Source organism: Aggregatibacter sp. 2125159857 (genome assembly GCF_017798005.1).
Classification (GTDB): Bacteria; Pseudomonadota; Gammaproteobacteria; order Enterobacterales; family Pasteurellaceae; genus Aggregatibacter.
Map to the genome: position 1 here is coordinate 497,542 of NZ_CP072548.1, position 20,541 is coordinate 518,082.

General features: G+C 44.4%; 20 protein-coding genes, 1 tRNA gene and 2 riboswitches. Of the genes, 6 read left to right on the plus strand and 15 right to left on the minus strand.

What is annotated here, in order from left to right:
* Positions 1–40: 40 nt before the first annotated feature.
* Positions 41–664, minus strand: coding sequence for an ADP-ribose diphosphatase (nudF, locus tag J5X96_RS02595; RefSeq protein ID WP_209364218.1), 624 nt, complete (start codon positions 662–664; stop codon positions 41–43).
* A 186-nt stretch (positions 665–850) separates the two neighbouring features.
* Positions 851–1,906, minus strand: coding sequence for an ABC transporter substrate-binding protein (locus J5X96_RS02600; RefSeq protein WP_209364220.1), 1,056 nt, complete (start codon positions 1,904–1,906; stop codon positions 851–853).
* An 83-nt stretch (positions 1,907–1,989) separates the two neighbouring features.
* A riboswitch (TPP riboswitch) is annotated at positions 1,990–2,092 on the minus strand.
* A gap of 254 nt (positions 2,093–2,346) precedes the next feature.
* On the opposite strand from J5X96_RS02600, the gene J5X96_RS02605 reads away from it, so the two are divergent.
* Positions 2,347–2,423 (plus strand) — tRNA-Met (locus J5X96_RS02605).
* Positions 2,424–2,545: 122 nt separating this feature from the next.
* On the opposite strand, the gene J5X96_RS02610 is transcribed toward J5X96_RS02605, so the two are convergent.
* A complete protein-coding gene (locus J5X96_RS02610) occupies positions 2,546–4,333 on the minus strand; it encodes a long-chain fatty acid--CoA ligase (protein WP_209364222.1) in 1,788 nt (595 codons plus the stop codon).
* 234 nt (positions 4,334–4,567) lie between these two features.
* Positions 4,568–7,099, minus strand: coding sequence for an autotransporter outer membrane beta-barrel domain-containing protein (locus tag J5X96_RS02615; RefSeq protein ID WP_209364224.1), 2,532 nt, complete (start codon positions 7,097–7,099; stop codon positions 4,568–4,570).
* Between the two features lie 222 nt (positions 7,100–7,321).
* On the opposite strand from J5X96_RS02615, the gene sodA reads away from it, so the two are divergent.
* Entirely contained in the window at positions 7,322–7,966 is a 645-nt protein-coding gene (gene sodA / locus J5X96_RS02620) for a superoxide dismutase [Mn] (protein ID WP_209364226.1), read from the plus strand.
* A 51-nt stretch (positions 7,967–8,017) separates the two neighbouring features.
* Here sodA and purN read toward each other — a convergent pair whose 3' ends face one another.
* Entirely contained in the window at positions 8,018–8,662 is a 645-nt protein-coding gene (gene purN / locus J5X96_RS02625) for a phosphoribosylglycinamide formyltransferase (protein ID WP_209364227.1), read from the minus strand.
* Positions 8,662–9,702: a phosphoribosylformylglycinamidine cyclo-ligase gene (gene purM / locus J5X96_RS02630; protein ID WP_209364229.1), complete on the minus strand. Its 1,041-nt coding sequence runs from the start codon at positions 9,700–9,702 to the stop codon at positions 8,662–8,664. The genes purN and purM overlap by 1 nt, the downstream gene beginning before the upstream one ends.
* A gap of 183 nt (positions 9,703–9,885) precedes the next feature.
* On the opposite strand from purM, the gene J5X96_RS02635 reads away from it, so the two are divergent.
* Positions 9,886–10,389 (plus strand): surface-adhesin E family protein, encoded by a 504-nt coding sequence (locus J5X96_RS02635; protein ID WP_209364231.1) that lies wholly within the window; start codon positions 9,886–9,888, stop codon positions 10,387–10,389.
* 234 nt (positions 10,390–10,623) lie between these two features.
* Here J5X96_RS02635 and ribB read toward each other — a convergent pair whose 3' ends face one another.
* The gene (gene ribB / locus J5X96_RS02640) at positions 10,624–11,265 is read right to left on the minus strand and encodes a 3,4-dihydroxy-2-butanone-4-phosphate synthase (RefSeq protein WP_033002819.1); all 642 of its coding nucleotides are present in this window, start codon (positions 11,263–11,265) and stop codon (positions 10,624–10,626) included.
* A gap of 106 nt (positions 11,266–11,371) precedes the next feature.
* Positions 11,372–11,518: riboswitch (FMN riboswitch) on the minus strand.
* A 231-nt stretch (positions 11,519–11,749) separates the two neighbouring features.
* Here ribB and nadR point away from each other — a divergent pair.
* From nadR to J5X96_RS02655, 3 genes are all read left to right on the plus strand, one after another.
* On the plus strand, positions 11,750–13,021 hold the full coding sequence (nadR, locus tag J5X96_RS02645) for a multifunctional transcriptional regulator/nicotinamide-nucleotide adenylyltransferase/ribosylnicotinamide kinase NadR (protein ID WP_209364233.1): 1,272 nt from the start codon (positions 11,750–11,752) through the stop codon (positions 13,019–13,021).
* Between the two features lie 12 nt (positions 13,022–13,033).
* Entirely contained in the window at positions 13,034–13,717 is a 684-nt protein-coding gene (locus J5X96_RS02650) for a metallophosphoesterase (protein ID WP_209364234.1), read from the plus strand.
* Positions 13,718–13,818: 101 nt separating this feature from the next.
* Positions 13,819–15,048 (plus strand): aromatic amino acid transporter, encoded by a 1,230-nt coding sequence (locus J5X96_RS02655; RefSeq protein WP_209364236.1) that lies wholly within the window; start codon positions 13,819–13,821, stop codon positions 15,046–15,048.
* 150 nt (positions 15,049–15,198) lie between these two features.
* Here the strand turns inward: J5X96_RS02655 and nlpD are convergent, their stop codons facing one another.
* From nlpD to ftsB, 8 genes are read right to left on the minus strand one after another with little or no spacing between them, the layout of a single operon-like run.
* Positions 15,199–16,401 carry a murein hydrolase activator NlpD gene (nlpD, locus tag J5X96_RS02660; RefSeq protein WP_209364244.1) on the minus strand — a complete coding sequence of 401 codons (1,203 nt, stop codon included), beginning with the start codon at positions 16,399–16,401 and terminating at the stop codon, positions 15,199–15,201.
* Between the two features lie 11 nt (positions 16,402–16,412).
* Positions 16,413–16,610 (minus strand): hypothetical protein, encoded by a 198-nt coding sequence (locus J5X96_RS02665; RefSeq protein ID WP_209364246.1) that lies wholly within the window; start codon positions 16,608–16,610, stop codon positions 16,413–16,415.
* Positions 16,611–16,623: 13 nt separating this feature from the next.
* Positions 16,624–17,199, minus strand: a complete 576-nt coding sequence (locus J5X96_RS02670; RefSeq protein WP_209364248.1) for a YqaA family protein — start codon at positions 17,197–17,199, stop codon at positions 16,624–16,626.
* Between the two features lie 27 nt (positions 17,200–17,226).
* Complete coding sequence (surE, locus tag J5X96_RS02675; protein ID WP_209364250.1) at positions 17,227–17,967, minus strand: 5'/3'-nucleotidase SurE; 741 nt, start codon at positions 17,965–17,967, stop codon at positions 17,227–17,229.
* Between the two features lie 16 nt (positions 17,968–17,983).
* Complete coding sequence (truD, locus tag J5X96_RS02680) at positions 17,984–18,994, minus strand: tRNA pseudouridine(13) synthase TruD (RefSeq protein ID WP_209364252.1); 1,011 nt, start codon at positions 18,992–18,994, stop codon at positions 17,984–17,986.
* The gene (ispF, locus tag J5X96_RS02685) at positions 18,991–19,470 is read right to left on the minus strand and encodes a 2-C-methyl-D-erythritol 2,4-cyclodiphosphate synthase (protein ID WP_050692798.1); all 480 of its coding nucleotides are present in this window, start codon (positions 19,468–19,470) and stop codon (positions 18,991–18,993) included. Before ispF ends, truD begins: the two co-directional genes overlap by 4 nt.
* Positions 19,467–20,162, minus strand: coding sequence for a 2-C-methyl-D-erythritol 4-phosphate cytidylyltransferase (ispD, locus tag J5X96_RS02690; RefSeq protein WP_209364254.1), 696 nt, complete (start codon positions 20,160–20,162; stop codon positions 19,467–19,469). The genes ispF and ispD overlap by 4 nt, the downstream gene beginning before the upstream one ends.
* Entirely contained in the window at positions 20,162–20,440 is a 279-nt protein-coding gene (gene ftsB / locus J5X96_RS02695; protein WP_032998222.1) for a cell division protein FtsB, read from the minus strand. The genes ispD and ftsB overlap by 1 nt, the downstream gene beginning before the upstream one ends.
* Between the last annotated feature and the right edge of the window lie 101 nt (positions 20,441–20,541).

Below are 20,541 nucleotides of genomic sequence, written 5' to 3' on the forward strand. Positions count from 1 at the left end.
AACTGCGCCTAAATGGCCTGAGCTGTCTAAACGCATGGGGTTATCGCCATTGCGTTTTCAGTTGAGGATAATTTAACGCTAACCATTGAAGCCCCATAACGGCAATGCCATTATCAATTTTGCCTTCACAAACCCATTGATAGGCGGTTTCTCGACTAACGACATGAACGCGAATATCTTCATTTTCTTCCGCCAAACCATGCAAACCGCCAACTTGGGTGCTGTCCACTTTGCCGACAAATAAATGAATGCGTTCTAGTACGCCTCCCGGACTATCCCAAACGCTTAAGCAGTGTTGTAGATGGGTGATTTTTGCACCGGCTTCTTCTTCGCTTTCTCTTAATGCGACGGATTCCGGCGTCTCGCCTTCTTCTACCATGCCGGCAATCAATTCTAGAAGCCAAGGGGATTGGTTTGATTTTGGATCGTAAGCTCCAATGCGGACTTGTTCTACTAAAACTACATTATCCAATATCGGATCATAAGCGATGACGGCAGACGCTGCACCTTTGATTAATAACTCACGGGTCACCACACCGCTCCAGCCGCCGGCAAAAAGTTTATGTTTAAATTTCACTTTATTTAGTTTAAAAAAACCGCGATAAACTGTTTCATCCTCTAAAATCTCAATATCCTGTTGAGTAAATTGTTGAAACTGATACATCTTTCTCTCCCTAAATGTTCGCCGGCAGTTAGGATACTTTCATTCTTCCTAAAAAAAAATGGAATTTTGGTTAAAATTTTCGGATCTTTGAAGTTGGTCACAAAACTGGGGAGGCGGAGAGCAACGAAAAAACCATGGTATGGCGTAATGAGCACGTTGCTCTCCCAACGTAAGAATGAGATGAAATTATTTTTCTTCTTGCGTGATTTTAACCCAACGCTCAATGAGGCGTTTGCTTTCTGCATCAGCACCAAAGCGGATGAAGTCAATATCCAATAACTTCAGTTTTGTTGGATCGCTGGCTTTCGGAGACGCCTTAGCGTGAATGTTCGTTGGAATTTGATAAGAATCGGATTCGCGCCATGGAATTTCTTGTGCTTCCGCATCGAGGACGAAATCCACGAAGTGTTTGGCATTTTCAAGATTACGTGCACCCTTGATAATGCTGACCGCACCCAGTGTGTAGCCCACACCTTCACAAGGCAAAATGCCTTTTACCGGTGCGCCTTTGTCTTTTTCACGTACATAACTATGCATAAAGGAAACATCCACACTCACTTCACCGGTGGATAAATTACCGGTGGCTAAACCGCTCTTGGAATATTGCGCCACGTTCGAATTGAGTTTTTTCAAGTAATCAAAGGCTTTTTCTTCACCCCAAAGTTGCACTAATGTCGTCAGAAAAGAATAGCCTGTGCCGGATACGCGGGGATCGGCATATTGAATTTGATTTTTGAATTCTGGTTTGAGTAAATCGGCAAAGCATTTCGGTTCCGGAATATTGAGCTGTTTTAATTTTTCCGTATTCACACCGATGGCAACTTCCATTAAATAGATAATTGACGTGTAGTCGCCTCGTTCATCCATTAATTTTTTGAACTGTGGCATGATGTCTTTTTGTAATGGGGAGCGATAAACTGCCAGCAAGCCTTGATCAGCGGCTTGTAGGTGCGGTTCAAAGGTGCCGCCAAACCACACATCTGCCTGTGGATTGTCTTTTTCTGCCTTGATTTTACCCAGCACGGTGCCGGTGCTGTTGCGTACAAATTGGGTGTCAACATGATATTTTTCGGCAAAGCGTTTCGTGACTTTTTCACAGGTGACATTTTGCACGCTGCAATACACGGTGAGTTTGCCTTCCGCTTGGGCGTTTTGCGTATAAAACAGCATTGGAAGCAAGCAAAGTGCGGTGGTTTTTAAGGTCGTTTTTAAAAGGGAATCATTTTTAGCAAGCATGGTCATTGATCTAATCCTTGATGAGATTGAAAAATAAAACCAGCTAACAACTCAACGGGGGAAATCGGCTGAAAGACGCCGTAGAAGCAGAGTGAAGTGCATTAGTTTCCTACGTCAGTGCTAACTGTATCAGGTTCACGGGTATTTCTCAGCTTCGTTATTTAAGCGAACGAAGCACCCCGACTAACGCGCATTACTATAAAATGTTACTTCGTGTTTGTAAATGTTTTGTTATGTTTCATCTTGTTGTTTTTTCTGAATTTCCTTTTCTTTTTCTGGAGGCAGCCTATGTCTTAACAGACTGTCTCAACAGACCGCGATTAATCAAAAAACGATAAATTCACAGAGATAATGTGTGAATTATGTCCAATTTCAAGCCAGACGCGATTATTTTTCAATTTAAACTTGCAATTTATTTTGAAATGAGTAGAATAGCCCAACTCAATCGCGGGGTGGAGCAGCTTGGTAGCTCGTCGGGCTCATAACCCGAAGGTCGTCGGTTCAAATCCGGCCCCCGCAACCATTTTTCATGATGTAACTTCTTTTTAAGACCTGTTTTGATCTTTTTCAAAACAGGTTTTTTCTTTTCTCGTCTTTATCGCGGCTGGCGTGAATGAATAATCTTTTTACTCACGCCACGCGTTATTAACTATACATCGCCTCAATCTGCGCTTGATAGCGTTGCAAAATAACCTTTCGGCGTAATTTTAAGGTAGGGGTAATTTCTTCCAGTTGCGTGCTGAATGCCTGAGGCAACAACGTGAAACGTTTGATTTGTTCCCACCCGGCAAGTTCTTTTTGTAACTCGTTGATTCGCTGTTCTAACATTTGCAAAATCTCGGAATGTTTGAGCAATTCCAAACGATCTTGATATTTGATGTTGACCTGTTTGGCGTATTCCTCAAGAGCAGCATAGCAAGGCACGATAAGGGCGGAGACATATTTTTTGGCATCAGCAATGACCGCAATTTGTTCGATAAATTTATCTTTGCCGATTTTACTTTCCAACACTTGCGGTGCAATGTATTTGCCGTTGGAGGTTTTCATTAATTCTTTAATGCGGTCGGTGATGTATAAATTGCCCTCGGCATCAAATTCGCCCGCATCACCGGTTTTTAAAAAACCGTCTGCAGTGAAAGCATCGGCGGTTTCTTGTGGTTTTTTGTAATACCCTTTCATCACCATGCCACCGCGCACGAGAATCTCGTTATTTTCGCCAATTCTGACTTCTGCGCCCGGCATTAAGCGACCGATGGAATTGGCGTTAAAGTGGAGATCATCCCAGCAGGAAACCGTCGCGGTGGTTTCTGTCATGCCGTAACCCAGCTTAATGTTTAAACCGATACTGTGGAAAAATAACCCGATCGTCGGTTCTAATTTGGCACCGCCGCAAGGCATCATGCGAATGCGTCCACCGAGCAGTGCACGTAATTTGCCAAGTACCAGCTTGTTGGCGAGGGCATACTGTTGTTTTAACAAAAAGCCGATTTTTTGTCCTTGGGCAAGGGCATCAAAATGTTGACGTCCGACTGCCATCGCCCAATGGAAAATCCATTGGCGTAGTTTGGGAGCGTTGTGCACTTTATCTAAAATGGCCGTATAAATTTTTTCGTAAAAACGTGGCACGGCACACATTAAGGTTGGTCGAATCTCTGTCAAAGCCGACCGCACTTGATTGGTGTCTTCAATGTAACAGTTGGTCGCACCGCGATGGAGCACATAAGCTACCCAAGCGCGTTCAAAAATATGCGATAAGGGTAAAAAGGAAAGAGATACATCGGTATCATCTACTTTCAGCGCCTGATCGTGCGCATTGAGTTGGTGCGCTAAATTCGCGTAATCCAACATGACGCCTTTCGGCTCACCGGTCGTGCCGGAGGTGTAAATCAGCGTAAATAAATCCTCTAAGCATTTGCCATCCAATCGTTGTTGTAATTCCACCTGATATTGCTCATCTGCCATCTCAATAAAGTCTTGCCAATGGCAGGCTTTGACGTGTTCATGCAAATGGAGCGTACTTTTCATTGCCACGATTTTTTCTAGTTTCGGGCATTCATCAACGATTTCCAGCACTTGATCATATTGCTCTTGGTCGCCCACGAAAATGATCTTCATCTCCGCATTATTGATAATGAATTGGGCTTGTTTAGCGGTATTCGTGGCATAAATCGGCACGGTGACGGCACGCACTTGCAATGTACCGATGTCAGTGATTGTCCAACGCGGCATATTGTGTGAAAAAATACCGATTTTATCTTGAATATCAATATGATTTGCTAATAACGCTAAGGAAATTTGGTCAATTTGTTGTTGTAACTCTGACCAAGAAATAGACAACCAATTGTTGTCTTTGAAGTAACGAAGTGCGGTGCGATTTGCCAGCGTTTTTGCTTGGCTACGTACACGGTGAATCAAATGAAAATTGAGATCCATGGTTAAAAATCCAAAGTCAGCTAACAGTTGTGCGCTAATATAGCGGATTGAGGCTCAAAACTCTAGCCATAAAAACAATGAATAGGCATACACGGCAAGCAAGTTTATTTATGTAATGATCTTGCTTTTAGAACGACAAAGTGCGGTGAAAAAATAAGCGTTTTTCTGTTGGCAAGAAAAACGCTTATGGATTCTCTAAATGTTCAGACGGAATCTGAACGTGAACGGTTTAAACTACCATTGGAAACGATAGACGGCTTGTACGCCAAAGGGTTGCTTGATGTGTTTGCCGTCGGCGCGATTCACTTCTAAACCAATGCGGTGATTGCCAAAACCGGCGTTAAAACCGACCGCACTTGTAAAACGACCGCGATAACTTTCTACATTGAGTTGGCTACCATTGTAGTTAATGTTGCTATGGCGGTGGCGTGTCGTGATCGCATTCGCTTCGGCATAAGGTTGAAGTTTCCATCCTTGGCTCAACTCGAAGGTTTTCGCGAGACGTAATCCGACACGAGAAGACACGGCTGAGAGGCTATCTTCCTTTTCTTTACCGTTAATATGCGTCCAAGCCAATTGCGCTTGTGGGGTCACGGTCCATGCGCCGGCTAATTGGAATTGTTTGCCGATTTCACTGCTTAACGTGTAAGCGTTGTAACGCTGTTTTTCTGTATGATTCGAGTCAGCGGTTAAGCGACTATATTGCGCGATGTTATCTAAATAGACACCATTGTCAGCCATGTAAGTCCCGTAAACTCCAATGGCTTGTCCTTTCACTTTTCCGTTGCCGTAATGATTGTTGAAGTCAATATTGGCTTGGCTATATCCGACAAATCCGCCTAAACGCACCTTATTCGTCGCTGCAGCATCTGCACCAACTTGTAAGCTATGTACGTTTTGCTTAAAGCCGGAAGTTTGACTTTCACCTGTGGAAAGTGCGGTGAGTTTTTGATGTGAATTGACGTTTTTCACCCAAATATTGCCTTTCTCACCGGTTCTAATTTCACCTAAACGTTGGTGAATGCTGTTTAATTCATTTTCGACCATCAGTAATTCCGCTTGGCGAAGAGACACTTGTGCGTTTGCGCGCTCAAGAAGTTGCGCTGTCTTCGGTAAGGATGGTGTAATATTTGCCTGAGCCTGAGCCTGAGCCTGAGCCTGAGCCTGAGCCTGAGCCTGAGCCTGAGCCTGAGCCTGAGCCTGAGCCTGAGCCTGTTGAGCTTGTGGCTGTTGAGTTTGTGGCTGTGGTGTGACTGCGTTTTGTGAGTGCGCTAGCACCCAATTTTTCCCTTCAGTGGTTAAGAAGTATTTATAAGCACCGAGCGCCACATAACCATTGGCGTTCGCTAAGTGAAATTTTGCATTGCCGCTATTGGTTTCAACTAAGGTTACTTTACCGTTTGCCACATGCGCGCCGTGATCTGTCACATTAAGGTTATGATCACCTTCCGCGTTTCCTTTCACGATGATTTTATCGGCTTTGTTTTCAGCGATATTGGTGTTGAGATCAAAGGTGGTGGAGCCAGTGAGATCTCCTTTAATTGTTAACGTTTTATATTCCGATGTCGGTTCAAATTTGACCGTTGAATTTTGCGTATTCAAATGATGAAGAATACTTGATTGATTAAAACGCCACTGGCTGTTTGCTAATGTGACGTTTACTTCAGTGTTTGCCGGTTTTTGTGGGTTTTCAATAATTGCGCCACTCAGTTTGGAGTTGTTATCAGCAAGCAGTTGTACATGGAACGTGGCTTTATTGGCAATGTCTTCCTCGTCTTCTTCAAATGGGAAATTCGGATCATTGACGGAAACGAGTGCTTTAGTGGTATTTAATTCGGTGTTATGTAAGTTCAGAGTGATTGTGCGTTCTTGACCTAATGTCCCCAAAATCAATCCATAACCGGCTTTAATGTTAGAATCAGTTAAGTTAACCGTTGGTGAACCACCTTCATAGGTTTCCATGAAGGTACTTTTATCGTTTAACGAGGCGTTTAACTTCTTAGCGTTAACACTTTGCGTGTCAGGGAGATCAGAGACAATATCAATAACAGATTGCAAATCTCGATTGCCGTTAACGGTCACGTTCTCAATGTTCACAACGTCTTTTTCGTTAAGTGCATACGCTGTGTTGTCTTTACCATTCATCGTGATTTGATGATTCGAAGAATTAATGATCGATGCTTGTCTCGATTCAATTGCATTTGAACCGTCATTATTGAGCTCAATGTCTGCTTGTGTATTGATGGTTGAATGATAGGAGCGAATTGCAGCATTGCCGTCAAATTCACCGTAAGCATCAGGAATCTTGTGAATTTGAGAGAAGTTTTGGTCAACAATGAGTTTGACACCTTTTTCTAAATTTGCTGTTGTGTTAAATGCATCCAGTAATTGGCTAGACGTATAATCCTCTTTGAGTGTTGCTTTAACGCCTGATTTTAAGGTGATGACATTCCCTTGTGCTGTTGAATCATAAACACTAAACAAAAAATCCGTTAATTGACTAGGTTGACCTAGGGAGCGATCAGCCCCATTTTCTGTTTTTGCTTTATTTTGGTAATTTCCTGCTTCAACGGTGATATTTAGCGCATTTTTGTATGCCGTCGGTGCTTTGTTGATGTACCATTCGTTGTTAATTCCGTGGGTATATATACAACCGGTTGGCGTATTGCAAGTGAGATCCACCGCCCATGCCGAGTGGGCTAAGCTTAATGCCGCAGCCACCAAACTTAACTGAAAAGTGCGGTGTTTTTTTGAAGTGTTTTTCATCTTCGTTCCTTGTCGTGATTAATCAAGAGATACGTGTATTTTTATAATTCTCTTCGCTAAAAATATCACGTTGAATTTGTCGGCAAATTCTACTAAAAATGCCCCTTTTAGCTCAAGAACAAGTTATTTTCTGATTGCAGCATTTAATGATCTTAATCAATTTTTATGCTATGATTTTCCCGTTTTTTAAACATGAATTTACTCAAACAAAAGGAAAAAATTATGGCTTATACTTTACCTGAATTAGGTTATGCCTATGACGCATTAGAACCTCATTTTGATGCGCAAACCATGGAAATCCACCACACTAAACACCACCAAGCGTATGTGAACAATGCCAATGCTGTGTTGGAAAATTCCCCAGAATTACAAGAACTTGCCGGCGGTTGCCCGGGTAAATTATTGGCTCATTTACATGAAGTTGCGCCTGAAAAACGCCCGGCATTACGCAACAACGCAGGCGGCCACTTAAACCACAGCTTATTCTGGAAAAGTTTGAAAAAAGGCACCACGTTACAAGGCGCATTAAAAGATGCCATCGAACGTGATTTTGGCTCTGTTGAAAACTTCAAAGCGGAATTTGAAAAAGCGGCAGCGACCCGTTTCGGTTCCGGTTGGGCATGGTTAGTGTTAGAAAACGGCAAACTTGCGGTGGTTTCTACAGCAAACCAAGACAACCCAATTATGGGTAAAGAATTTGCCGGCTGTTCAGGCACACCAATCTTCGGTTTAGACGTTTGGGAACACGCTTACTATTTGAAATTCCAAAACCGCCGTCCGGACTACATCAAAGAATTCTGGAATGTAATCAACTGGGATTTTGCGAACGAACGCTTTGAAAAAGCATTAGCCGACGCGCACCATTAATTTTAAGTCAGCCTCATGTCGTCATCTACACAGAAATTGTGTAGATGACGTTTAGGATTCATCCACTGCGTAACCTTGCGGTGGCAACAAGTTCCCATCTAAATAAGCACCATCGCCTTTTTGCGTTAAACGCCCGTCCATAAACCATTTTATCACTAAGGGATAAAACCGAATTTCTTGTGTTTTTACCCGTTCTTCAATGTCCGTGATGTTATCATCGGGGAAAATCGGCACTTTGGCTTGTAATACAATGGCTCCGCCATCCACTTTTTCATTCACAAAATGAATGGTCATGCCGTGTTCCGTTTCACCGGCGTCTATGGCGCGTTGGTAAGTATGCAACCCTGCGTATTTCGGCAATAAGGAAGGGTGAATGTTGAGAATTTTTCCTGCAAAGCGTCGGGTGAATTCTGCGCTCAGAATTTTCATGTAGCCGGCAAGCACAATTAAATCCGCACCGAGATTGTCGATTTCATCACCAATATGGCGATCTATGGCGAGGTTATCGGCGTAATCACGGCGCAAAAAAGTGCGGTGAAAAATACCCGCACTTTGGGCGCGTTGCAGTCCAAAGGCATCTGCTTGATTGCTGAATACGCCGACGATTTCGGCATTGATATAGCGCGATTGGCAAGCATCAATGATCGCTTGTAAATTCGCACCATAACCGGAAATGAGAACAACGATTTTCTTCATTAACGAATAACAACTTGTTCTTTATCGTCTTGGGCAAGATGTTGGATTTCACCAATGACCCAAGCTTTCTCACCTGCTTGTTGGAGAAGTCCTAGGGCAGTTTCCACATCTTCTTTCGGCAATGCCACAATCATGCCGACGCCGCAGTTAAAGGTGCGGTACATTTCGTGGTCGGTAATGTTGCCATGTTGTTGCAACCAATCAAAGGCTGCCGGCCATTGCCAGCTGTTCTCGTTAATCACCGCTTTGACACTGTTAGGCAAGACGCGCGGGATATTTTCCCAGAAACCGCCGCCGGTTAAGTGGGCGATAGCGTGAACATCAACGTGTTTGATCAGTTGTAAAATGGATTTTACATAAATCTTGGTTGGTGCCAACAAGTGATCCGCTAAAGAACGACCGTCAAGTTGTGCCTCGGCAGGATTTACACCGGCAACATCAATGACTTTACGAATTAACGAATAACCGTTGGAATGTGGGCCGCTGGACCCTAGGGCGATTAATGCATCGCCGACTTTGACTTGACTGCCGTCAATGATTTCGGATTTTTCTACCACGCCCACGCAGAAACCGGCTAGGTCGTAATCACCTTGGTGATACATTCCCGGCATTTCAGCCGTTTCACCGCCAACCAAGGCGCAACCGGATTGTTCACAGCCGTTGGCAATGCCTTTAATCACGCTGGCGGCAACATCCACGTCTAATTTGCCGGTGGCGTAATAATCCAAGAAGAACAACGGTTCGGCACCTTGCACCACCAAGTCGTTTACGCACATGGCGACAAGATCAATACCAATGCTGTCGTGACGATTTAAATCAATGGCTAAACGTAATTTTGTGCCAACGCCATCGGTGCCGGACACCAAAATCGGTTCTTTGTATTTCGCCGGAATCGCACATAACGCACCAAATCCGCCCAAGCCGCCGATGACTTCAGGGCGAGTAGTGCGTTTGACGTCAGGTTTAATACGCTCAACTAATTCGTTACCGGCATTGATATCTACGCCGGCATCTTTGTAACTTAAGGATGGTGTACTCACGATGGCTTCCCGTTGATTTATGAAAATAAAATGAATGAGGGCGCCATTGTACACGCTTACGCAATCGTTTGCGAGGTGTGAAACGGATTTTTCTCTCAAGGCGAGGTTTCAATTAGCTATTAGGTAGAAATTATGACAAAATGAACCACATAGGAACCGTTCGAAATAAAAAAGGAGTTTGCTATGAAAAAAACGATCGTCATTTTAACCGCACTTTTATTGGCAGCTTGTACTTCCTTCTCCCATTCGAACAAATCGGTATCCACGCAGCAAGATGAGGCAAAAGCGCAGGAAGAGGTTTCCATCACGCCACCAAAGAAAACTAAGGTCGGTTTCTTGCAACTCATGCCGGGCATTTTTTATTATGTTGATACTGATTCCATTTGGGTGGATAACAAAGATAAACGTCTTATTCATTTTGATGCGGTGATCAATTTAGATAAAGGATTATATGTCTTTGAAGAGCATCCTAAGTTATATGCCAAATCTATGCGTCAATATAAGATCTTAAATTGTGAGAATCATCATTTTACGCATGTGCGTAGCGATTTTTATGCTGATTTCTGGGGAGAAGGCATTCGTACTGCGCCAAAACGTCAATCTCAGCACACGATTACGTTACAACCGCAATCTTCGTTGTACATTTTAGGCGAAGTCATTTGCGCCAATATGTATCGTCGGAAATAAATTTCGTTGCGCAAGTTCGTAGCGTGCATCTTGATGCACGACCAAATTACGCACGGAACGTTATTTAACTCTTTCGGGCATTCATGATTTCGTGCAAGAAGTTGCACGCTACGATTCACTAAAATAGTGATATGAAAATAAACACGGTTACCAGTTTTCACAAGCCCCTTTCGGGCTTGTGAAGTATAGATCTTAAAGGGGAGCCTAAAAACCGCACGTTTTACGTGCGGGTTGTTATTCACCTTGTAATTTATAAGCGACTAAATCTTCAATCGTCACAACAGGGAAGTGATGTTGTTTGGCAAAGGCGACGATTTCCGGTGCACGAGCCATGGTGCCATCGTCATTGGTGATTTCGCAAATGACACCGGCAGGTTTAAAACCGGCAAAACGGGCTAATTCAATGGCGGCTTCCGTATGACCACGACGTTCTAATACACCGCCTTTGGCTGCACGCAAGGGGAAAATATGACCTGGGCGATGTAAATCGGATGGTTTCGCGCCATCGGCAATCGCCGTTTTAATGGTTGTTACACGATCGGCGGCGGAAACACCGGTAGAAACGCCTTTTGCTGCTTCGATTGAAATCGTAAAGGCGGTTTTATTCACACTGGTATTATTGGCCACCATCGGTGGGAGATCCAATTGTTGGCATAATTCATCAGTGATACATAAACACACGATGCCACTTCCGTAGCGAATTAATTTCGCCATTTGTTCAGGCGTGATGGTTTCTGCCGGAAAAATCAGATCGCCTTCATTTTCACGATCTTCATCGTCGAGCACTAAGACGCCATTGCCTTGTTGAAAAGCCTGAATGGCTGACATAACGCGTTGTTCCGGAGTGCCGAATTGGGAGAGTAATGACTGATTCATAGTAAATTCCTTCGTTAAAACTTGAGATACCAGAATCAGGGCTGATGAGGGAATATCGCCGGTGTAAATCATACATTGCCGTAAAGATAACAACGCATGACGTTGCCTAAATTCTCTTTCATCCAGACTTTTACTGTCGGCTTTGGAGTTTCACCAAATCTGCTGACTTTGCCAAAAAAGCAAACGCTCGTGGGCTTTATGTGTAAACATATTTACCACCGGTAGGGAATTTCGCCCTGCCCTGAGAATGTGGATGTAGTATAGCGCAAAGGTTGTGAATAAAAAACGTTTTTATTTATGCTTGAATTACACAAAATAGTGCGGATAATAGATAAAAATAGGGCATTTATGCGATATTTTTCAAAAATAGTGCAGGCTATGCGACAGCACTAAAGCGCATCAAGGTGTGTTGTGCTTTTTATAAAACGTTACCAAAAATCACCGCACTTTTGCCTCAATAACGAGGTTAAATAAGGAAATAAGTATGTCAACTTTCCAATACTTACAAGAAAAACGTAAACAGCTTAACCTGAAAGTAAGCGATATATGCCAACAGGCGAATATCACTCGTGCTTATTTCAATCAATTAGTGAGTGGAAAAATTAAGAATCCTAGCGCCGCAAAATTAACTGCGTTGCATCGTGTGCTACAAATTAATGAGCCGAATAATAAAAAAGTCGGAGTAATTTTCGGAAAATTTTATCCTGTTCATACCGGCCATATTAATATGATTTACGAAGCCTTCAGTAAAGTCGATGAAGTGCACGTGATTGTGTGTAGCGATACGGAACGGGATTTAAAGCTATTTTATGATAGCAAAATGAAACGGATGCCAACGGTGCAAGATCGTTTGCGCTGGATGCAACAAATTTTTAAATATCAGAAAAATCATATTTTTATTCATCATTTAGTGGAAGATGGTATCGCCAGCTACCCAAACGGTTGGCCGGAATGGGCGAGTCGGGTAAAAGAATTATTCAAAGAAAAAGGCTTTACGCCAAGTGTAGTTTTCAGCAGCGAAGTGCAAGATAAAGCGCCTTATGAAAAGTATTTAAATCTGGACGTCTCTTTAGTGGATCCTAAACGGGAATTCTTTAATGTTTCTGCGACTAAAATTCGGAATCACCCTTTCCATTATTGGAAATTTATCCCGAAAGAAGTGCACCCATTTTTCGCCAAAACCATTGCGATTTTAGGTGGCGAAAGCAGCGGGAAAAGCGTGTTGGTCAACAAATTAGCGACGGTATTCAACACCACATCCGCATGGGAATACGGCCGTGAATTCGTGTTTGAGCAACTGGGGGGGAATGAGCAGGCCATGCAATATTCCGATTACCCACAAATGGCGCTGGGGCATCAACGCTACATTGACTATGCTGTGCGTCATGCGCACAAGGTCGCCATTATTGATACGGATTTCATCACCACGCAAGCCTTTTGCATTCAATATGAAGGTAAAGCCCATCCGTTTTTAGATTCCATGATCAAGGAATATCCTTTTGATGTCACCATTTTGCTCAACAACAATACGCAATGGGTGGACGATGGTTTACGCAGCTTGGGAAGCCAAAAACAACGGCAGCGGTTCCAACAACTCTTAAAAAAATTGCTTGATAAATACAATGTGCCTTACATTGAAATTGAATCACCGAGTTATTTGGAGCGTTATAATCAAGTCAAAGTGATTGTTGAAAAAATTCTCAACGAAGAAGAACTGCCGGAGCTCAACAGTGAGCATGGGCATTCCCTTTTTTAAATTCGAGTACGTATGATTTTATTTGCAGGCGATCCCCATGGCAGTTTTGATCACCTTTATCCGTTCCTAAAAAACCAACAGGATGTGGCGCTGGTCATTCTTGGCGATTTACAACTCACTACGCCGGAACCGTTAGAAAAGCTGGCGCAACTGGCTGATTTGTGGTTTATTCACGGCAATCATGACAGCAAGACCGTTGAGGCGTTTGAAGCGTTGTGGGGAACAGAATGGAAACAGCGTAACTTGCATGGACGGGTGCAGAACATTCAAGGGAAACGGATTGCCGGTTTAGGCGGCGTTTTTCGCGGACAAATTTGGATGCCACCAAATAAACCAATGTTTTTTGATCCTATCCATTATTGCCAATATTGTTCTCAGGAAAGAATCTGGCGAGGTGGTGTGCCGTTACGTCACCGTACGTCAATTTTTCCATCGGATATTGAGGTGTTGGAAACGCAACAAGCGGATATTTTAATTTGCCATGAAGCACCGAAACCGCATCCATCGGGCTTTGCGGTGATTAATCAACTGGCAGAAAAAATGGGCGTACAACAAATTTACCATGGCCACCACCATGAGAATTTTGATTACGCCGACTCAAAACAGCCTTATCAAATTATCAACGTCGGTTTTCGCAGTTTGTGTGACGAAGCCGGTCGCTATCTTTATATCGGGGTGGATGACCGAGGCGTGTGAACGGTCAAAAACACCTGAAAATACCACCGCACTTTCATACATCCCCTTAATCTTGGGGAATTTTATGCGATAATACGACTCCACTTTTTTAGGATGATCTTATGTTATTAAAAAATAAAACACTGGGCAGTGCCTTAATTATTGCCGGCACCGCCATTGGCGCCGGGATGTTGGCAATGCCGCTCACTTCAGCCGGCATCGGTTTCGGATTTACTGCGATCTTATTGATCGGGCTTTGGTTGCTTCTTGCCTACAGCGGACTGCTCTTTGTGGAGGTTTATCAAACTGCGAAACGCAAAGACGACGGTGTCGCCACCTTAGCAGAAAATTATTTCGGTATGCCGGGACGTATTATTTCCACGGTGTCTTTATTTGTCTTGCTTTATGCCTTATCGGCGGCATATATGACCGGTGGTGGAGAATTGTTAGCCAGTGCCTTGCCGGCGAATCTTTTTGGCGAAGAGGGGACGCATCTTAAAACTTCAATTTTGCTCTTTACCATTATTCTCGGGGCATTTGTTGTCATCGGTACGAATGGTGTTGATGGCATTACACGCCTGTTATTTTCCGGCAAAATTTTCGTGTTTATTATCGTGCTTGCCATGATGTTGCCGGAAGTCGTGCCGATGAATTTAATGGAAATGCCGTTAGATTACGCCTTAATTTTGTCTGCCGGCCCGGTATTTTTTACCTCTTATGGCTTCCATGTGGTGATGGGCAGTATCAACAGTTACTTAGACGGTGATGTGAAGCGTTTTAGAACTGCCATTATTCTTGGCACAGCCATTCCATTAAGTGCTTATTTATTATGGCAATTGGCCACGCACGGCATTTTCAATCAAAATGAATTTGTGACCATCTTAAAAGAAAATCCAACATTGACCGGTTTGATTAATGCCACCAAAACGCTCACCGGTAGCGATGTGTTAAGTCGCATTTTGCCTGTGTTTTATTCGCTTGCATTAATTACGTCGTTTTTAGGTGTCGCACTTGGTTTATTTGAAGGACTAAATGATTTATTCAAACGAGCAAAAATTCCGGCAAATCGTCTGAGCTTAACCATGGCAACCTTCATTCCACCGTTGGCTTTTGCCTTGTTCTACCCGAACGGATTTATTGCGGCTTTAGGTTATGCCGGTTTGCTATGTGCGTTTTATTGCCTCATTTTGCCTATTGGTTTGGCATGGCGTGTAAGACAACAACATAAAAATTTGCCATACCGTGTCGCTGGCGGAAATGGAATGTTGGTGTTTGCGCTGATTATCGGACTTCTTATCATTGCTATTCCTTTCTTGATTCAAGCCGGTTTCTTGCCACAAGTCATTGGCTAAGGATAAACGCACAAGCGAATCATCACATAAACACAAGGGCGGGTTTGTTGGAATCCGCCTTTTTTATGTTCGCGAAAAAAAAGTGCGGTCAAAAAACGAAGTGTTTTTTTGACCGCACTTGTGTTTTAGATAAACCTGTAATTAGGACGATTAACGTCGTGGCAAATAACGGGTTGGATCGACGGATTTACCTTTGTAACGGATCTCAAAGTGAAGTTTCACACCATCTGTGCCGGTGTTCCCCATTTTGGCGATTTGTTGTCCGGCGCTGACCATTTGTTGATCTTTGACCAAAATACGATCATTGTGTGCGTAGGCACTGAGAAAGTCATCGCTGTGTTTAATGATGATCAAATTACCATAACCACGCAACGCATTGCCGGCGTAAACCACTTGACCACTGGCGGCAGCATTAACCGCTTGACCTTTAGAACCGCTAATATCAATCCCTTTGTTGCCTCCGTCAGCATTGGAGAAACCTTGAATAATGCTGCCGTTTGTCGGCCAATTCCATATGACACCGGAATTGGCTGGTGCTGTGTCTGCAGACGGTTGAGATGAAGGAGATGGCTGTGCCGGTGTATTTTGTGTAATAAGCGGCACATTTTTCGGTGGCACAGTGCCCACGGTGGCTTTTACCGGTCCGGTAATCGTGCCGTCTGAACCATATTGTGTGCCGTTGGCGCCCGGTGTATAGGTGACCACAGGTTCCGCCGGTTTGCTTTCAGGCACAGTCGGCATAGTAGCCTGTGGTGCGGCAGACGATGTGGTAGCTGTCGCGGTGCGTGACACATTCTGTTGTGAACGATTGGATGAAATTTTCATCACTTGACCCACGTTGAGCTGATAGGGCTCCGACAAATTGTTTAATGCCGCCAATTCTTTCACATCCAAACCGGAAATATATGCGATAAGGAACATGGTATCGCCTTTGCGTACGGTGTAAGTATCGCCTTTGTAGAAACCTTTATTGATTTGGCTGTAATCCGGGGCATTGGTTTCCGGATTACGCGGAATCGTAAAATCTTGCGAGGTTTGCTGCGGTTTATTTTGCACTGCCGGCGCCGGTTGTGGTTTTGGTGCCGGCTGCGGTTGATGCGTCGGCTGGAAATTCGGCTGTGGAGCAGATTGAGCCGGCGTTTGTGGTATTGGACCGTTCATGCTATTCGGAACGCTACTTTGTTGAATTTGAGGCTCCCAGCTGGTATTGCCACCCATAGAGGGATTGTCCACCGGTTGCATGATGCCCGGGGATAAGGTGCCGTCTGCATTTTCTACCGGTGCCGGCGCGTCTGAACTACAGGCTGTAAGAATAGCCACCGTAATAGGTAAAAGTAAAAAAGACTTTTTCATAAAAATATTCCTTATTGCATATTGATTGGCATACGTTGTTGTTGAATTTCCGGCAGCCAACTACCGCCTGCGATAGCGCCGGTGCCTTCTACCGGTTGCATGATGCCCGGCGGAAGTGCATCCTTATCTTTTTCTTCTTGAATTGGCTCATCAACATCCCACGTACAGGCTGTGAGTGCCATAGACAACACGAAAATCAGTTTATTCATTGTATAACCTTGCTTAACGTAAAATAAAATAAGCGACAACGGCTAAAACCACCACCGACCAACCAATGAGCTCAATGGATTGGCGCAGTTTCGCTGCAAATTTTTCGCCACCCCAAGCGGCTAATTTGGCGACTAATAAAAATCGTGCCGCCCGGGAAATAAACGCGGTGATGACAAAAGGTAAAAATGCCATTTGCATCACGCCGGCACAGATGGTGAAAACTTTGTAAGGAATTGGTGAGAATCCTGCTACAAACACCACTAAAATGCCCCATTTTTCAAACCATTGAATAGCGGTTTGCCAATGCGACTGATAGCCCCATTGGTTAATGTAATGTTCTACAAAATCAAACGCATAATAACCTAATGCATAGCCGATCATGCCACCCAAGACGGAAGCAATTGCCGTAACTAAGGCCAATTTCACCGCACTTTGCGGCCTTGACATGGACATTGGAATTAACATGACATCCGGTGGAATGGGAAAAAAAATGGCTTCGATAAAACTGACAAAAGTTAGCCAAAACGGGGCGAAACGGTGTTTCGACCACGCCATGGTTTTATCATACATTGCACCAAATAAATTCATTTGCATTCCTTATTTCGAAAGGGCGAATTATTCACTTTCTAGCCAACGTTGTAAAGCATTGATTGAGTGGTGTGCCGTCATATCGACTTGAATTGGCGTGATGGACACATAGCCGTTTTTCACTGCATGAAAATCTGTGCCTTCGCCGTCATATTCCGGTAAGCCACTTAGCCCGATCCAATAAATATCTTCGCCACGCGGGCTTTGTTGTTTAATGACTTCGGCGGAAGAAGAACGGTAACCCAAATGGCAGACTTTAATGCCTTTGAGCTCTTCATAAGGCACATCCGGCACATTAATGTTGAGAATTTCGTGTTTGCCCAATAATTGAGAATGTAATTTAGGGACGAGTTCGCATACTACACGGGCTGCCGTTTCAAAATGTTGACGGCCGTCAAGAGACACCGCAATAGACGGCAAGCCAAGATGGCGCCCTTCAAAGGCGGCGGCGACCGTGCCGGAATACAATACATCGTCCCCCAAGTTTGCGCCGGCGTTAATGCCGGAGACCACTAAATCGATGCGCCCGGAAAGAAAACCGTTGAGCGCAATGTGCACGCAATCGGCGGGCGTGCCGTTAACGCAGTAATCGCCACTTTCCAAATGTAACGGTTGTAATGGTTTCACTAAGGTTAACGAACTCGACGCAGCACTGCGGTTGCTGTCAGGGGCGACGATGGTGACATTGGCGATCTTGCGCAAGGCCTCTGCCATGGCGCGAATGCCCGGCGCGTGAATGCCGTCGTCGTTACTCAATAAAATATTCATAGAAAATTCCTGTGTTTTAATTCTCGATATTGACCAGTTCGCGAATGAGTGCGGTGGCATAACTGCCCGCCGGTAAAGCAAATTGAAGGCGCAAGCCGTTTGGCTCAAACTGCCATTGAAAATATTGCGGTTGCATTAAAATGGGGCGCCGTGCCGCTTTCATCCGTTCTTGTCGCATTAAATCAAATAACGCCTGATGTTGGGCGAAAATTTCATGTTCAAAATCCACCGCACTTTTCTCTTCTTCGCCGATAAGGGGCGCAGTGAGTAAAACATCTTGTTGTGCCAAACGCTGTTGCAGTTGTGCCAAATCTTCCGATTCGTCCACTACAAACCAACTGTGTGAACCGTTCAGTTGCAAAACATCACCGACCAAAATTTGCTGTGCCAAGTCTAATTCCATCCGTTTGGACACGATTAAATTAAACATTTCGCTGCGTGCAGCAGAAAGATAAAAACTGCGTTTATTGCGATCTTTGACGTTAATCTCGCCGTTTGCCCAGCGTAACGCCTGCGTTAAGTTATTGCCATCACGGCCAAAACGTTGTTCGGTGAAATAATTTGGGAAGCCGTTTTTTGCCAGAAAATCTAACCGCACTTTGAGTTCATCAGTTTCTTCGGCGTTGCGTAGCAAAATCTCAAAATGATTGCCTTGTAGGCTGCCAATACGGATTTTCCGTTGGTGGCGGGTGACGTCGAGAATTTCTACCCCTTCGAGGGAAAATTGACTGAAATCCGGTGTCGGTTGTCCGGGCATTTGCAGACTGAACCATTGCTCGGTAACGGCCTTGCGATCTTTCAAACCGGCGTAGCTCATGTTACGCGCGGAAATGCCGGCGAATTTTGCTAGTTGCTCGCCCACAAACAAGGTGTTGCAATCGGTTTTGCGTACTTTTACAGCGACAAATTCGCCATCACCGCTCATGTCGTAGCCGAGCTGTTCTTTCACTACAAAATCTGCACATTCCGCTTTTAAAAGTGCGGTCTGTTTTGGCGGTGTTTTTTGCAAATAGGCTAAATCCATCATGGTTTGCGTACCAATAAGGCGACTGCTTCGCAGGCAATGCCTTCACCGCGACCGGTAAAGCCCAGTTTTTCTGAGGTGGTGGCTTTGACGTTGACTTGTTCAATGTCGACAGACAAATCCTGTGCGATCAGGGCGCGCATGGCGTCAATATGCGGGCGCATTTTCGGTGCTTGCGCAATGATGGTCACATCCACGTTGCCTACGACATACCCTTTTTCCTGTACTTGGCGGTACGCTTCCCGTAATAACACGCGGCTGTCTGCGCCTTTGTATTGCATATCCGTGTCGGGGAACAACTTGCCGATATCGCCTAAGGCCACAGCGCCGAGTAAGGCATCGGTTAGCGCATGGAGCGCCACATCGCCGTCGGAATGGGCGATAAAGCCTTTGTCAAAGGGAATGGTGACGCCGCCGATAATGAGCGGATTGTCGGTGCCGAAAGCGTGAACGTCAAAACCATGGCCGATTCGTATCATTTTGTCTTCCTCATTAAATAAAATTCTGCCAACGCCAAATCTTCCGGGCGGGTGACTTTAATATTATCGCTACGCCCTGCCACCAAGTGCGGTCGAAATCCCGCGAGTTCCATAGCAGAGGCCTCATCGGTCACGGCAAGCTGCTGCTGTTGTGCCTGGATTAACGCATTTCGTAATAACTCTGCACGGAAAAATTGTGGCGTTTGCGCCAACCAAAGTTGGCTGCGATCTTCGGTGTGGGCAATTTGTTGTGAAGGCAGCGCACGCTTGATGGTATCTGTCGCCGGAATCGCCAAAATCGCGCCGTTGTCATCATCAATTTCAAGTAATTTGTCTAAATCGCCATGCGTTAAGCAAGGACGTGCCGCATCATGCACCATCACCCAAACATCCGTGCCGGCATTTTGTATCGCCTTTAACCCGTTCAACACAGAATCCGCACGGGTTTCACCGCCTTTTACCAAAGTAATTTTCGGGTTTTGTGTCAGGTTAAGTTGAGCAATGTAAGGATCGTCGGCAGCCACTGCCAATACGATTTGGCTGATGTGTGGATAAGAAAGCAACACGTTTAAAGTATGCTGCAAAATGGGTTGTCCGTGAATAAGAAGGTATTGTTTCGGTTTGTCTGCTTGCATCCGACTGCCAATGCCAGCCGCCGGTACAACGGCGATAATCTTGCGATTTGAGGTCATTATTTGTGTTCTTTGACGATGTGATAGAAAGTTTCGTTTGGTTTCACCATTTCATGCTGTAAACGGGCACGCTCTTCAATGGCATCCACCCCTTCTTTTAAGTCTTTGATTTCTGCAGCAATGATTTGATTTCGTTGGGAAAGTTTTTCATTTTCCTGTTGATGGACAGCGATTTCTTTGGTTGTGTTTTTATAATCCCAATAGCCGTTTTTGCCGAACCAAAAATCGTATTGGAACAGCACCAAAACCGCAAATAATAAAGAGAGAAATAAGCGCATAAAAAACCGGTAAATCGAATCGAAAAAAATTGCGCCTAGTTTACCTTGAATTGCACCAAAATGCGATATTGCCCGCCCTGCGCCGAATAATTTCTTAAAAA

Coding starts and splice junctions, on each gene's coding strand:
- surE (WP_209364250.1), bottom strand. CDS start 17,967: ATGAATATTTTATTGAGTAACGACGACGGCATTCACGCGCCGGGCATT.
- J5X96_RS02670 (WP_209364248.1), bottom strand. CDS start 17,199: ATGAATTTATTTGGTGCAATGTATGATAAAACCATGGCGTGGTCGAAA.
- truD (WP_209364252.1), bottom strand. CDS start 18,994: ATGATGGATTTAGCCTATTTGCAAAAAACACCGCCAAAACAGACCGCA.
- J5X96_RS02615 (WP_209364224.1), bottom strand. CDS start 7,099: ATGAAAAACACTTCAAAAAAACACCGCACTTTTCAGTTAAGTTTGGTG.
- nudF (WP_209364218.1), bottom strand. CDS start 664: ATGTATCAGTTTCAACAATTTACTCAACAGGATATTGAGATTTTAGAG.
- ribB (WP_033002819.1), bottom strand. CDS start 11,265: ATGAATCAGTCATTACTCTCCCAATTCGGCACTCCGGAACAACGCGTT.
- nlpD (WP_209364244.1), bottom strand. CDS start 16,401: ATGAAAAAGTCTTTTTTACTTTTACCTATTACGGTGGCTATTCTTACA.
- nadR (WP_209364233.1), top strand. CDS start 11,750: ATGTCAACTTTCCAATACTTACAAGAAAAACGTAAACAGCTTAACCTG.
- J5X96_RS02655 (WP_209364236.1), top strand. CDS start 13,819: ATGTTATTAAAAAATAAAACACTGGGCAGTGCCTTAATTATTGCCGGC.
- ftsB (WP_032998222.1), bottom strand. CDS start 20,440: ATGCGCTTATTTCTCTCTTTATTATTTGCGGTTTTGGTGCTGTTCCAA.
- J5X96_RS02650 (WP_209364234.1), top strand. CDS start 13,034: ATGATTTTATTTGCAGGCGATCCCCATGGCAGTTTTGATCACCTTTAT.
- J5X96_RS02665 (WP_209364246.1), bottom strand. CDS start 16,610: ATGAATAAACTGATTTTCGTGTTGTCTATGGCACTCACAGCCTGTACG.
- ispF (WP_050692798.1), bottom strand. CDS start 19,470: ATGATACGAATCGGCCATGGTTTTGACGTTCACGCTTTCGGCACCGAC.
- J5X96_RS02610 (WP_209364222.1), bottom strand. CDS start 4,333: ATGGATCTCAATTTTCATTTGATTCACCGTGTACGTAGCCAAGCAAAA.
- sodA (WP_209364226.1), top strand. CDS start 7,322: ATGGCTTATACTTTACCTGAATTAGGTTATGCCTATGACGCATTAGAA.
- ispD (WP_209364254.1), bottom strand. CDS start 20,162: ATGACCTCAAATCGCAAGATTATCGCCGTTGTACCGGCGGCTGGCATT.
- J5X96_RS02635 (WP_209364231.1), top strand. CDS start 9,886: ATGAAAAAAACGATCGTCATTTTAACCGCACTTTTATTGGCAGCTTGT.
- J5X96_RS02600 (WP_209364220.1), bottom strand. CDS start 1,906: ATGACCATGCTTGCTAAAAATGATTCCCTTTTAAAAACGACCTTAAAA.
- purN (WP_209364227.1), bottom strand. CDS start 8,662: ATGAAGAAAATCGTTGTTCTCATTTCCGGTTATGGTGCGAATTTACAA.